Here is a 12,685-nt window from a genome sequence, read left to right as displayed (position 1 = left end):
CGACGACTCCGACAGAGTGACAGACCGGCCGCATCCATAAGCACCGAGTTACCGAAGTGGGCAGAAAATCGAGCAGGTTCGAACGCAGGGCTTCGGGAAACACAACGACACATGCACAGCGGGCGGGAGGCCCGGACACCGAGGTGTCCGGGCCTCCCGCCCGCGTACGCCGGGTCCTTCGGAGCGGCGGCGGTTCGCGCTACGCCTCGCGCGATCCCGCGTACATCTCGTCGATCAGCCCCTGGTACTCCCGCTCGACGACCGGCCGCTTCAGCTTGAGGCTGGGCGTCAGCTCGCCGTGCTCGACGTCCAGGTCGCGCGGCAGGAGGCGGAACTTCTTGATGGTCTGCCAGCGCTGGAGCCCCTCGTTGAGGCGCTTGACGTACCCGTCGATGAGCTCGACGGTCTGCGGGGCGGCGACCACGTCCGCGTACGACTTGCCCTCCAGGCCGTTCTCGGCGGCCCAGTTCAGGATGGTGGGGCCGTCGAGCGCGATGAGCGCGGTGCAGAAGTTACGGTCCGCGCCGTGCACCAGGATGTTGGAGACGAACGGGCAGACCGCCTTGAACTGGCCCTCGACCTCAGCCGGGGCGACGTACTTGCCGCCGGACGTCTTGATCAGGTCCTTCTTGCGGTCGGTGATGCGCAGGTAGCCGTCGGCCGAGAGCTCGCCGATGTCGCCGGTGTGGATCCAGCCGTCCGACTCCAGGACCTCTTCGGTCTTGTCGGGCAGCTTGTGGTAGCCCTCCATGACGCCGGGGCCGCGCAGCAGGATCTCGCCGTCGTCCGCGATGCGCACCTCGGTGCCGGGGAGCGGCTTGCCGACGGTGCCGGTGCGGTAGGCCTCGCCCGGGTTGACGAAGGAGGCTGCGCTGGTCTCGGTGAGGCCGTAGCCCTCCAGGATGTGGACGCCGGCGCCCGCGAAGAAGTAGCCGATGTCCGGGGCGAGCGCGGCGGAGCCGGATACGCAGGCGCGCAGCCGGCCGCCGAAGGCCTCGCGGATCTTGGAGTAGACGAGCGCGTCGGCGACCTTGTGCTTGGCGCCGAGCGCGAAGGGGACGGAGGCCTTGCCGGTACGGCGGAAGTTGTCCTGGGAGACCTTGGCGTACTCGCGGGCGACCCCGGCCGCCCAGAGGAAGATCTTGTACTTGGCGCCGCCGCCCGCGCGGGCCTTGGAGGCGACCCCGTTGTAGACCTTCTCGAAGATGCGGGGGACGGCGGCCATGTAGGTCGGCTGGACGACCGGCAGGTTCTCGATGATCTTGTCGATGCGGCCGTCGACCGCGGTGACGTGGCCGACCTCGATCTGGCCCGAGGTGAGGACCTTGCCGAAGACGTGGGCGAGCGGCAGCCAGAGGTACTGCACGTCGTCGGCGTTGATCAGCCCGGTCGAGACGGTGGCCTTGGCCATGTACGACCAGTTGTCGTGCGGCAGCCGTACGCCCTTGGGGCGGCCCGTGGTGCCCGAGGTGTAGATGAGGGTGGCCAGCTGGTCGGCCGTGATGGCGGAGACCCGCTCGGTGACCGCGTCCGGGGTCTTGGCGAGGAGCTCGTTGCCCCGGGCCTCCAGATCGGCGAGGGTGATGATCCAGCCCTCGGGGTCACCCTCGGCGGGCTCGACGCCGGCCGGGTCGATGACGATGACATGGGCCAGGTCGGGCAGCTCGGCGCGGCGCTCACGGGCCTTGGCCAGCTGCTCGGCGTCCTCCGCGATGAGGATCCGGCTCTCGGAGTCGGCCAGGATGAAGGCGGACTCCTCGGCGTTCGTGGAGGGGTAGACCGTGGTGGTCGCGGCGCCCGCGCACATCACACCGAGGTCGATGAGGATCCACTCCACCCGGGTGGCGGAGGAGAGGGCGACCCGCTCCTCGGGCAGCACACCCAGCGCGATCAGCCCGGCGGCGATCGCGTAGACCCGCTCCGCGGCCTGGCCCCAGCTCAGCGACTTCCAGTCGTCGGGACCCTCGCCCGAGGCGGACGGGACCGGGTAGCGGTACGCCTCCCCGTCCGGGGTCGCCGCCACGCGGTCGATGAAGAGGGCCGCCACGGAGGGCGGCCGGTTATCGATCAAGGTCTGTGTGTCGCTCACGACGTCCTCCGGGCCTGCGGCATTGCTACGACCGGCTTCTTTGATACTGCGACTACTTCTGCTGTCCTGCTGCGCAACCTGCTTGTTCGGCTTGTTTAACTGGCGAGTAACCAACGAGTCGTGATCAGAGTAGAGCGCACTCGTCCGCCACGTAAGAGGCAACGGGCCGCCGCTTTCATAACGAAAGGGCCCTCACTTCGCACGTTACTGCGGCGTGAGGGCCCTTCGGACTGCTCGTCGGCGGGTGGCGGCTCGGGGCTACTTCTTGCCCTTGCTCTCCCCGGCGGACTCGTCGGTCGACAGCACCGAGATGAAGGCGTCCTGGGGGACCTCCACGTTGCCGACCATCTTCATCCGCTTCTTGCCCTCCTTCTGCTTCTCCAGCAGCTTCCGCTTACGGGAGATGTCACCGCCGTAGCACTTGGCGAGGACGTCCTTGCGGATGGCGCGGACCGTCTCACGGGCGATGACCCGGGCGCCGATGGCAGCCTGGATCGGCACCTCGAAGTTCTGCCGAGGGATGAGCTTCTGCAGCTTGGCGACGAGCCGGACGCCGTACGCGTACGCCTTGTCCTTGTGGGTGACCGCGGAGAACGCGTCCACCTTGTCGCCGTGCAGCAGGATGTCGACCTTCACGAGCTGGGCCGACTGCTCGCCGGTGGGCTCGTAGTCGAGGGAGGCGTAACCGCGGGTCTTGGACTTCAGCTGGTCGAAGAAGTCGAAGACGATCTCGGCGAGCGGCAGCGTGTAGCGGATCTCGACGCGGTCCTCGGAGAGGTAGTCCATGCCGAGCAGGGTGCCGCGCCGGTTCTGGCAGAGCTCCATGATCGCGCCGATGAACTCGCTGGGGGCCAGCACCGTGGCGCGGACGACCGGCTCGTGCACCTTGTCGATCTTGCCCTCGGGGAACTCGCTCGGGTTGGTGACGACATGCTCGCTGCCGTCCTCCATCTCGACCCGGTAGACCACGTTGGGGGCGGTCGCGATCAGGTCGAGGCCGAACTCGCGCTCCAGCCGCTCACGGACCACGTCCAGGTGGAGCAGACCGAGGAAGCCGACGCGGAAACCGAAGCCGAGCGCGGCGGAGGTCTCCGGCTCGTAGACCAGGGCGGCGTCGTTGAGCTGGAGCTTGTCCAGCGCCTCGCGCAGGTCCGGGTAGTCCGAGCCGTCCAGCGGATACAGCCCGGAGAACACCATCGGCTTGGGCTCCTTGTAGCCGCCCAGCGCCTCGGTCGCCCCGTTGTGCAGCGAGGTGATCGTGTCACCGACCTTGGACTGCCGCACGTCCTTCACGCCGGTGATGATGTAGCCGACCTCACCCACGCCGATGCCGTCGGCAGGGGTCATCTCCGGGGAGGACACCCCGATCTCCAGCAGCTCGTGGGTGGCACCGGTCGACATCATGCGGATGCGCTCGCGCTTGTTGAGCTGTCCGTCGATGACACGGACGTAGGTGACGACACCGCGGTACGCGTCGTAGACCGAGTCGAAGATCATCGCGCGGGCGGCGGCGTCCGCGACACCGACCGGGGCCGGTACGTCACGGACGACCCGGTCGAGCAGCGCGTCCACGCCGACGCCGGTCTTGGCGGAGACCTTGAGCACGTCCTCGGGCTGGCAGCCGATGAGGTTGGCCAGCTCCTCGGAGAACTTCTCCGGCTGCGCGGCGGGAAGGTCGATCTTGTTGAGCACCGGGACGATGGTGAGGTCGTTCTCCATCGCGAGATAGAGGTTGGCCAGCGTCTGGGCCTCGATCCCCTGCGCGGCGTCGACCAGCAGGACCGTGCCCTCGCAGGCCGCGAGCGAACGGGAGACCTCGTAGGTGAAGTCCACGTGGCCCGGGGTGTCGATCATGTTGAGGATGTGGGTGGTGCCCGTGTCCTCGCCCGTGTTGGGCGCCCAGGGCAGTCGGACCGCCTGGGACTTGATGGTGATGCCGCGCTCGCGCTCGATGTCCATCCGGTCGAGGTACTGAGCACGCATCTGCCGCTGGTCGACCACTCCGGTCAGCTGAAGCATCCGGTCGGCAAGGGTCGACTTGCCGTGGTCGATGTGCGCGATGATGCAGAAATTGCGGATCAGCGCCGGGTCGGTACGGCTCGGCTCGGGCACGTTGGAAGGAGTCGCGGGCACGCAGGGTCCTGATTCTTGAGACGCCGAACGCCGTGTCTCGGGTCGATGTCGGGTCGGTCGGATCGATACGTAGGCTCCATCGTCCCACGCCTGCGGGACAGCGACCGGTTTGGGCCGGTCGGAGGGTGGCTGCTACCGTGGACAGCTGTGCCTCGTGGCTCTTCATGAGCGGCGTGGCGCCCTAGAAGATCCAACGAACCTGCAAAGGCTCTATTCGTGGCGAACATCAAGTCCCAGATCAAGCGGAACAAGACCAACGAGAAGGCGCGCCTGCGCAACAAGGCCGTCAAGTCGTCGCTCAAGACCGCGATCCGCAAGGCCCGCGAGGCCGTCGTTGCCGGTGACGTCGAGAAGGCCACCACGGCCGTCCGCGACGCTTCCCGTCAGCTCGACAAGGCTGTCTCGAAGGGTGTCATCCACAAGAACGCCGCCGCCAACAAGAAGTCGGCGCTGGCGTCCAAGGTTGGCGCCCTGCAGGCCTGAGCTTCTTCCCGAAGCTCACTGATGTGACCGCCGGAACGGACCAGACGGGCCCTCTCTCCCGTCCCTGACCGGCACCCCGCGCCGCACACCGAACCTGCGTTCGCCACGCGGGTGCGGCGCACCAAGAGTGTGACCCGGAAGCCCCGGTTCCTCGATCTCCCCAGATCAAGGACCGGGGCTTCCGCATGCTTGGTGGCCGGTGCGGGGCGCACCCCCCACTTCCAGCCGACCCGGAGCACTACCCAGCCCGGCGGAACCGCCTACCGCCCAGCCCGCGCGGCCCGGGCAACAGCGACGACGGCCTTCTCCAGGGCGTACTCGGGGTCGTCCCCCCCACCCTTCACCCCCGCATCCGCCGCAGCCACGGCCCACAGTGCCGAGGCGACCCCGTCCGGCGTCCACCCCCGCATCTGCTGCCGCACCCGGTCGATCTTCCACGGCGGCATCCCGAGCTCCCGGGCCAGATCGGCCGGCCTCCCACCCCGCGCGGAGGACAGCTTCCCGATCGCCCGCACCCCCTGCGCCAGCGCACTGGTGATCAGCACGGGCGCGACCCCGGTGGACAGCGACCACCGCAGCGCCTCCAGCGCCTCCGCCGCCCGCCCCTCGACCGCCCGGTCGGCGACGGTGAACGACGACGCCTCCGCCCGCCCCGTGTAGTAGCGCCCGACGACCGCCTCGTCGATCGTCCCCTCGACATCCGCGATCAGCTGGGACACCGCACTGGCCAGCTCCCGCAGATCGCTGCCGATGGAGTCGACCAGCGCCTGGCACGCCTCCGGCGTCGCGGACCGCCCGTGCGTCCGGAACTCCGACCGTACGAAGGAGAGCCGCTCGGCCGGCTTGGTGGTCTTCGGGCAGGCGACCTCCCGTGCCCCGGCCTTGCGCGCCGCGTCCAGGAGCGCCTTGCCCTTGGCCCCGCCCGCGTGCAGCAGGACGAGCGTGATCTCCTCGGCCGGCGCACCGAGATACGCCTTGACGTCCTTGACCGTGTCGGCCGCGAGGTCCTGCGCGTTGCGCACGATCACGACCTTGCGCTCGGCGAAGAGCGAGGGGCTGGTGAGCTCGGCGAGCGTGCCGGGCTGCAACTGGTCGGACGCCAGATCACGGACATCCGTATCGGCGTCGGCAGCGCGGGCCGCCGCCACCACCTGCTGTACCGCACGGTCCAGGAGGAGGTCCTCCTGGCCCACGGCGAGGGTGAGGGGGGCGAGCGGGTCGTCGGTGGAATTCTTCCTGGTGGCCATCGCGATCCAGCATCCCATGACCCACTGACAGCCCGGCTGCCCCGGAGGGTGGGGCACAGATGCCCGTACCGGAGAATGACCGGGTGAGCGATGTGAGACATGTACTGGTGCTGCCCGACCGCGACGCCGCGGAGGAGGTCGCCGGGGAGCTGGCGGACCGCTTCGGGGTCGCCGAGGAACCCCAGCTCGTACGGGACGCCCTGGCCGGCGAGGACGACGCCGAGGACGCCCAGTGGCTGGTGGTCGTGGAGGACCCGGCCGGACGACTGGACCCTGCCGCGCTCGACGCGTTCGCCGAGGAGTACGAGGGGTGGCTGGAGAAGCCGTAGCGCCTCCGGCCCTGCAGGTCCGGGCAGGGCGATCCGGGCAGGGCAGCACGGGCTGTCCGGGCCGGGCGGCCCGTCCGGGGCGAAAGATCTAGGTCCGGCGGCCGACGCGCACCGCTCAGGGCGGCGGTTAGCGTGACGGCCATGACCGCCACCACCCCACACCCTCCGCGCAGCCCCGAACAGCGCCTGCGGGACACCCTCGACCGCCTCCGCGACGACCTGGACGCATGGGTGGCGACCGCCTCCCCGGACGGCACCCCCTGCCTGGTGCCGCTGTCGTTCGTCTGGCACGAGGGCACCCTGCTCATGGCTACCCGGAGGACCAACCCGACGGCGGTCAACGTGACCCCCACCGGCAGGATCAGGGTCACCCTCGGCCCCACCCGTGATGTGGTGCTCATCGAGGGAGAGGCCGAGGTCGTCGAGGGGACGGACCTCCCCACCGCCTCCGGCGACGCGTTCGCGGCGAAGCTCGTGTGGGACCCGCGGAAGGACTCCCCGTGGGTGTACCTGCGCATCACCCCGCACACCGTCCGGGCCTGGCGTGAGGTGAACGAGCAGGCCGGCCGCGACCTGATGCTCGACAGCACCTGGCTGGTCCAGCCCTCCTCCCTCGACCGGTCAGGCCTCCCGTCCTGAACGGCCCACCGCCCGCAGCTCCTTTCCCGCGCCCGTCACCGCGATGGCGCCGTCGGTGTCGGTACGCAGGACCCGCGCCCCGGCGGCCCTGAGCGCGTCGACGGTTCGGGGCGACGGGTGGCCGTACGGGTTGTCCGCGCCGCAGGAGATGAGCGCCAGCCTCGGCCGCGCACTATGCAGCAGCCCCGCGTCCTGGAAGGCGGAGCCGTGGTGGGCCACCTTGAGGACGTCCACCCGGGGGAGCCTCTCGGGGCTGTGCAGCAACCCCTGCTGGGCGGGCGGTTCGAGGTCGCCCAGGAGCAACAGGGTGAGTCCGCCCGCGGCCCGTACGTGCAGGGTCACGCTGGAGTCGTTCGGCCCCTGCACCCCCTTCACCGCCCCGACTCCCCCGGGCCCCGCACGCGGCCAGAGGACCCGCCAGTCGAGCGGTCCTGCACGGCGCCGCTCACCGGATACCGCCCGCACCGTCGCCACCCGCGCCGCGGCCGCCGTACGCCGGACGAACGCGGCCTGCTCGGGCGGCTCGTCGAGGCTTGTCGTCTGGACCGCGCCCACGGCCCTGCCCCGCAGTACGCCGGGCAGTCCCCGCACGTGGTCGGCGTGGAAGTGGGTGAGGATGACGAGCGGTACACGGGTGACACCGAGATCCCGCAGGCACCGGTCGACCGAACGGGGGTCGGGTCCGGCGTCGACAACCACGCCCGTGCCCTCCCCGGCCGCGAGCACCATCGCGTCGCCCTGCCCCACGTCGCACAGCGCGAACGCCCAGCCGGGCGGCGGCCACCCGGTCACGATCCGGGTCAGCGGGACCGGCCGCACCACCACGAGGACCAGGAGCAGCGCGGCGGCCGAGCAGACCCAGGGGTGGCGCACCAGCCGAGGGGCGAGCAGCACGGCCAGGACCGTGAGGACCGCGAGGAGGGCGGCACCGGCCCAGCCCCCGGGCCACGGGGCCTCCGCCCCGGGCAGGTCCGCCCCCGTACGGGCCACTGCGGCGATCCACCCGACGGGCCAGCCCGCGACCTCGGCCAGCACTTCGGCGACCGGCGGGGCGACCGGGGCGACGGCGAGCGCCGCGAACCCGAGCACCGTCGCGGGCGCCACCGCGAACTCCGCCAGCAGGTTGCACGGAATCGCCACCAGGCTGACCCGCGAGGCCAGTACCACCACGACGGGCGCGCACACCGCCTGCGCGGCGGCGGCCGCCGCCAGCACCTCCGCGAACCGGACCGGCATCCCCCGCCGTTGCAGGGCCGTGCTCCACCGAGGGGCGAGGGTCAGCAGGGCGCCCGTGGCCAGGACCGACAGCAGGAAGCCGTAACTGCGGGCCAGCCAGGGGTCGTACAGCACCAGGAGCACAACGGCCGCCGCCAGAGCGGGGATCAGGGACCTGCGGCGGCCCGTCCCGATGGCGAGAAGGGTGATCAGGCCGCACGCCGCCGCGCGCAGGACGCTCGGTTCCGGACGGCACACAATGATGAACACGAGCGTCAGTGCGCCCCCGATCAGCGCGGTCCCCCGCAGGGAGATGCCCAACTTCGGTGCCAGACCTCGCCGTTCACTGTTCAGCGCCGACCCGGGTGGGCCGATGAGGAGAAAGAGGAGGATCGAGAGATTCGCCCCGGAAACGGCTAGCAAGTGGGTCAGGTCGGTGGCCTTGAAGGCGTCATGGAGTTCGGGCGAGACCCTGGAGGTGTCTCCGACCACCAGCCCCGGCAGCAGCGCCCGCGCGTCCGGGTCGAGGCCGTCCGTCGCCTCCCGAAGCCCCGAGCGCAGCTCCCCGGCCGCGCGTTGGACCGCCGTCGGGGGGCCGGTGATCCTGGGCAGCTCTTCGGTGTCCACCCGCAGCACGGCGGCCAGGCGTTCGCCCTCGTGAGCGGGGGGCGAGAGACGGCCACCGACGCGGAGCCGGGTGGACGGCACAATCCGCTGCCACTCCTCGCGGTCGTCCCCGGGCGAGACCATGAGGAGCACGGGCGTGCGGACCTTGGTGCGGTGGCCGCCCGGTACGGTCACCTCGGTGATGTCGGCGTTGATCAGGAGCGTGGCCGGCGTGCTGTGGCTGCCCCGCACGCCGGGGCGGGTCGGGCGTGGATCCGATGTCACCCGCACCTCGGCGTCGACCCGCGTATGCTCCTGCGCCAGTCCGGGAACGGGTCCTCGTCGGACATCGGCGCCGTGCAGTCCCGCCGTGGCTCCGCCCGCCGCCGCGCAGAGCAGCACGGCTCCCAGCACGGCCGCCCACTTGCCTCCCCCGGATGCGGCGGCCTCCCTGCCTCCTGCGGACGCGGCTGCCAGGAGCGCGAGCCCCCCAACGGCACAGACCACCACCCCTGCGACCACCCAGCGTCCCGGCAGCCCCAGCGCGAGAGCCGCGGCTGCCCAGACCGCCAGGGCCGGCGGGACGAGCCGCAGGTCCACCGGCCCCTCCTCCCGCGCACGGGCCGCCCCGGGCACACCGCTCGTCGGGGCGGCCGCGCGGTCCGCCTCGCCCGCACCGCACCCCGTCGCGCGGCCGCTCATGGCTGCACGAGCGGTCGGAGGACGGCGAACCTGCGGTCGCCGATACCGTTTACCTGCCGGAGCTCGTCGACGGAACGGAATCCGCTGTTCTCCGTGCGGTGGTCGATGATGTGCTGCGCCAGCACGGGCCCGACCCCCGGCAGTGTTTCGAGCTGCTCCTTGGTCGCCGCGCTCAGGCTCAGCGGTGCCGCCGGACCGGAGGCGCCGGGTGTGCCCGCCGCCCCGTCGGCCGTACCGGGGGCGGCCTGGGCCTGGGGCAGACCTACCGCGACCTGCTCGCCGTCCACGAGGACGCGCGCCCGGTTGAGCCCCGTGACATCGGTCCCGGCGCGCACACCGCCCGCCGCCCGGAGCGCGTCCGCCACCCTCGAACCGGCCGGGAGGCTCTGGACGCCAGGTCGGTGCACCTTGCCGCTGACATCCACGACGATCTGCCCGGCCGTGTCCGGGGAAGGGACAGAGGAAGCGGAAGGCGGCGCCCCGGCGGCCGGGCGGGGTACCGGGCCCGCGTCTCCGGTCCGTAACGGGTCTTCGACCCCCGCAGAGGCTCCCGCCTCCACCGTTTCGGGGGCACTCACCGCCTGCGGGCGCACGGACCAGAAGTGGAAGCCGGCAAGGCCGACGGCCACCAGCAGCACCAGAGCCAGGGCCGCGAGCGTCCGCGGTGCCGGCCCCCACCTGAGCCGCACCCACAGGGGCACCCGGTCCCGGAACCCCGCCACCGCGCGCCCGACCCACACGGGTCGGGGCCCCTGCACCCGGTCGCCCTCCCCCGCACTGTCGCCGGGCAAGGGATAAGGGTCTGGGCTCGGGCTCGAACTCGGACTCGGACTCGGCTCAGGAACCGCGCCCGGAACAGTTCCTGGGTCCGTGACCTCGACGAGGCCGGCCCGTGGGCCCGGAGGTGCGTCCGCTCCCTCGCCCGAGGCCGGAGCACTCCCCATCAGCGCGTCCGCCCGACGCCTCGCGGCCGCTGCGGCAAGGGCGGCACGGCCCCGCGCGGACCTCTGCCTGCCATGGGCGCCGAGCGGGGCACCGGGACGGAGCCCCGCCCGGCCGCTCGGACGGCTGCCGGGGCCGCGTCGCACCCGACGCCCGGCCACCGGAGCACGTTCGGCAGCAACAGCCGCTCCCGCAGCCGCATCGCCAGAAGTCGGAGTCGGGGTCGAAGGCGAAGAAACCGCAGGCGGAGCAACAGCGGACGGAGAAGCAACAGACGCGTGGTCGGGCATCGACGCCCGAGAAGTTCGAAGGGCCATGCCTCACGACGTTAGGCACAATCGACCGAATCCGCCGAGCGGGCTCGATTCCTGTGGATAGCAGGCCAGTTGTGGATATCTCGCTCACTCGTCCGGGGGCTGTCACGCCTCCGCAGAAACCCCGTCGCCGCCCAACGACCCCGTCACCGCGGCCAGATCACCGCGGCGAGATCACCGCACCGAGCAGCCCCGGCCCGGTGTGCGCCCCGATCACCGCGCCCACCTCGCTGACATGGAGGTCGACCAGCCCCGGCACGCGTTCGCGCAGCCGCTCGGCCAGGCGCTCCGCGCGCTCCGGTGCGGCGAGGTGGTGGACGGCGATGTCCACCGCCGCCCCACCGGCCCGCTCGGCGACGATCTCCTCCAGGCGGGCGATGGCCTTGGACGCCGTCCGTACCTTCTCCAGCATCTCGATCCTGCCGCCGTCCAGCTGGAGGATCGGCTTCACCGCGAGTGCGGAGCCCAGCAGCGCCTGGGCCGTTCCGATGCGGCCGCCACGGCGGAGGTAATCCAGGGTGTCGACATAGAAATAAGCGGATGTTCCGGCGGCCCGCTTCTCCGCCGCCGCCACGACCTCGTCCAGGCTGCCGCCCGCCTCCGCGCTCTCCGCCGCCGCGAGGGCGCAGAAACCGAGGGCCATGGCGACCATGCCCGTGTCCACCACGCGGACCGGGATCGGTGCGTCCTTCGCCGCGAGCAGCGCGGCGTCGTACGTGCCCGAGAACTCCGCCGACAGATGCAGCGAGACCACCGCGTCGGCCCCCCTCCCGGCCGCCGCCCGGTATGTCTCGGCGAAGACTTCGGGGCTGGGGCGGGAGGTGGTGACGGAGTGGCGTTTCTGCAGGGCCAGGGCGAGCGAGCGGGCCGAGATCTCCGTGCCCTCCTCCAACGCCTGATCGCCCAGGACGACGGTCAGCGGCACCGCGGTGATGCCGTGCCGTTCCATCGTCCGGCGCGGCAGGTAGGCCGTTGAATCAGTGACGATAGCGACATGGCGGGACATGAGCCGGAGGTTACCTGCCGAGATGAGAGTGCGGGAGCCCGGCCCCGGCCCTTTGATCATCCGTGGTCACTTCGGAACGCGTCCTGTCACCATCGGCCACAGACGCACCGGCCGCGAGAACACGAGAAGCCGGGAAATCCGGGAACGGCCCCGCCGTCAGTTGGTCGTCTCCGTCTTGGCGGCCTTCTGCCACGGATACCTCGTCCGCAGGTGCGGGTCCGGCGCGGTGATCGCCTGCGGGGCCTCCTCGCGGGCCGGTCCGCCCCAGGACTCGTCCGCCGTGCTGCTGTTCCCGGCGCCGGCCGTCGGCTCGGGCCAGTCCACCCCGGCGTCGTGCGCCCGCGTCGCCCCGGCACCCGGCCCCTGGGAGGCGGCCCCCGAAGCCTGCTGGGGCCGCTGCTCCTCCACGGTCCAGTGGCGCAGGGCCCCCGCCTCGATGTCGATCTGCGCGTTCAACGCGTCCAGGTCGTCGTCGGCGAACTGCCGCGCCCGGTCCCGGGCCGCCCAGCGCAGGGAGTCCGCCGAGTGCGTGATCCGCTGCGTGCGCTCCTTCAGCTGCGGCAGCAGTGCGGCGACCGTCGCCCGGTCCGGCTCACGCTCCAGGCGCTTCAGCTCGTCGTCCAGCTCAAGGCCGTGGGCGCTCAGCCTGCGGAAGAGGCCCACCGACTCCGCGAGCGAGGAGTCCTCCGCCACACCGGCGTGCAGGGCGTCCTGGGTGGCACGCATCGAGGTGCGCAGAGCGAGCCGGAGCTGCGCCAGCTCACCCGCTACACCGGTCTGGCCGAAGCTCTTGGCCCGGAGGGTGGTGTCCTCCACCGTGCGACGGGCCTGGGTGATCGTACGGTCCACGCCTCGTTTGGCCGCGCCGACAGCCTTCACGGTCGCATAGACGCCCAACGCGATGAACGCGACGAAGAGCAGCGCCAAGATCGTGATCGCGGCTTCCATGAATGCCCCTCGGTGTCTCGATGCGGCTGCCG

10 protein-coding genes are annotated in these 12,685 nt (G+C 71.5%); 3 read left to right on the top strand and 7 right to left on the bottom strand.

The window, feature by feature from the left end; genetic code table 11:
• Positions 1-199: 199 nt before the first annotated feature.
• Both ACK8N7_RS25275 and lepA read right to left on the bottom strand, forming a co-directional pair.
• Positions 200-2,089: an AMP-dependent synthetase/ligase gene (locus ACK8N7_RS25275; protein ID WP_500444216.1), complete on the bottom strand. Its 1,890-nt coding sequence runs from the start codon at positions 2,087-2,089 to the stop codon at positions 200-202.
• A 258-nt stretch (positions 2,090-2,347) separates the two neighbouring features.
• Positions 2,348-4,222: a translation elongation factor 4 gene (gene lepA / locus ACK8N7_RS25270; RefSeq protein WP_403208165.1), complete on the bottom strand. Its 1,875-nt coding sequence runs from the start codon at positions 4,220-4,222 to the stop codon at positions 2,348-2,350.
• Between the two features lie 216 nt (positions 4,223-4,438).
• On the opposite strand from lepA, the gene rpsT reads away from it, so the two are divergent.
• On the top strand, positions 4,439-4,705 hold the full coding sequence (gene rpsT / locus ACK8N7_RS25265; RefSeq protein WP_015608450.1) for a 30S ribosomal protein S20: 267 nt from the start codon (positions 4,439-4,441) through the stop codon (positions 4,703-4,705).
• A gap of 260 nt (positions 4,706-4,965) precedes the next feature.
• Here rpsT and holA read toward each other — a convergent pair whose 3' ends face one another.
• A complete protein-coding gene (gene holA, locus ACK8N7_RS25260) occupies positions 4,966-5,952 on the bottom strand; it encodes a DNA polymerase III subunit delta (RefSeq protein ID WP_403208163.1) in 987 nt (328 codons plus the stop codon).
• A 59-nt stretch (positions 5,953-6,011) separates the two neighbouring features.
• Between holA and ACK8N7_RS25255 the strand changes: the two genes are divergently transcribed.
• Together ACK8N7_RS25255 and ACK8N7_RS25250 are read left to right on the top strand one after the other, a co-directional pair.
• The gene (locus ACK8N7_RS25255; protein WP_203681053.1) at positions 6,012-6,281 is read left to right on the top strand and encodes a hypothetical protein; all 270 of its coding nucleotides are present in this window, start codon (positions 6,012-6,014) and stop codon (positions 6,279-6,281) included.
• Positions 6,282-6,422: 141 nt separating this feature from the next.
• Entirely contained in the window at positions 6,423-6,920 is a 498-nt protein-coding gene (locus ACK8N7_RS25250; protein WP_500444215.1) for a pyridoxamine 5'-phosphate oxidase family protein, read from the top strand.
• Here ACK8N7_RS25250 and ACK8N7_RS25245 read toward each other — a convergent pair.
• The 4 genes from ACK8N7_RS25245 to ACK8N7_RS25230 all read right to left on the bottom strand — a co-directional run bounded on the left by ACK8N7_RS25245 (position 6,903) and on the right by ACK8N7_RS25230 (position 12,653).
• Entirely contained in the window at positions 6,903-9,443 is a 2,541-nt protein-coding gene (locus ACK8N7_RS25245; RefSeq protein WP_500444214.1) for a ComEC/Rec2 family competence protein, read from the bottom strand. The genes ACK8N7_RS25250 and ACK8N7_RS25245 overlap by 18 nt on opposite strands.
• Entirely contained in the window at positions 9,440-10,165 is a 726-nt protein-coding gene (locus tag ACK8N7_RS25240) for a ComEA family DNA-binding protein (protein ID WP_500445844.1), read from the bottom strand. The genes ACK8N7_RS25245 and ACK8N7_RS25240 overlap by 4 nt, the downstream gene beginning before the upstream one ends.
• A 694-nt stretch (positions 10,166-10,859) precedes the next feature.
• Positions 10,860-11,705 (bottom strand): DegV family protein, encoded by an 846-nt coding sequence (locus ACK8N7_RS25235; RefSeq protein ID WP_500444213.1) that lies wholly within the window; start codon positions 11,703-11,705, stop codon positions 10,860-10,862.
• A gap of 156 nt (positions 11,706-11,861) precedes the next feature.
• Positions 11,862-12,653: a hypothetical protein gene (locus tag ACK8N7_RS25230; RefSeq protein ID WP_500444212.1), complete on the bottom strand. Its 792-nt coding sequence runs from the start codon at positions 12,651-12,653 to the stop codon at positions 11,862-11,864.
• Between the last annotated feature and the right edge of the window lie 32 nt (positions 12,654-12,685).

Source organism: Streptomyces griseobrunneus (genome assembly GCF_046713465.1).
Lineage (GTDB): Bacteria > Actinomycetota > Actinomycetes > Streptomycetales > Streptomycetaceae > Streptomyces > Streptomyces microflavus.
The sequence above is the reverse complement of the archived record's forward strand: the minus strand, read 5'-3'. Positions and strand labels throughout refer to the sequence as shown.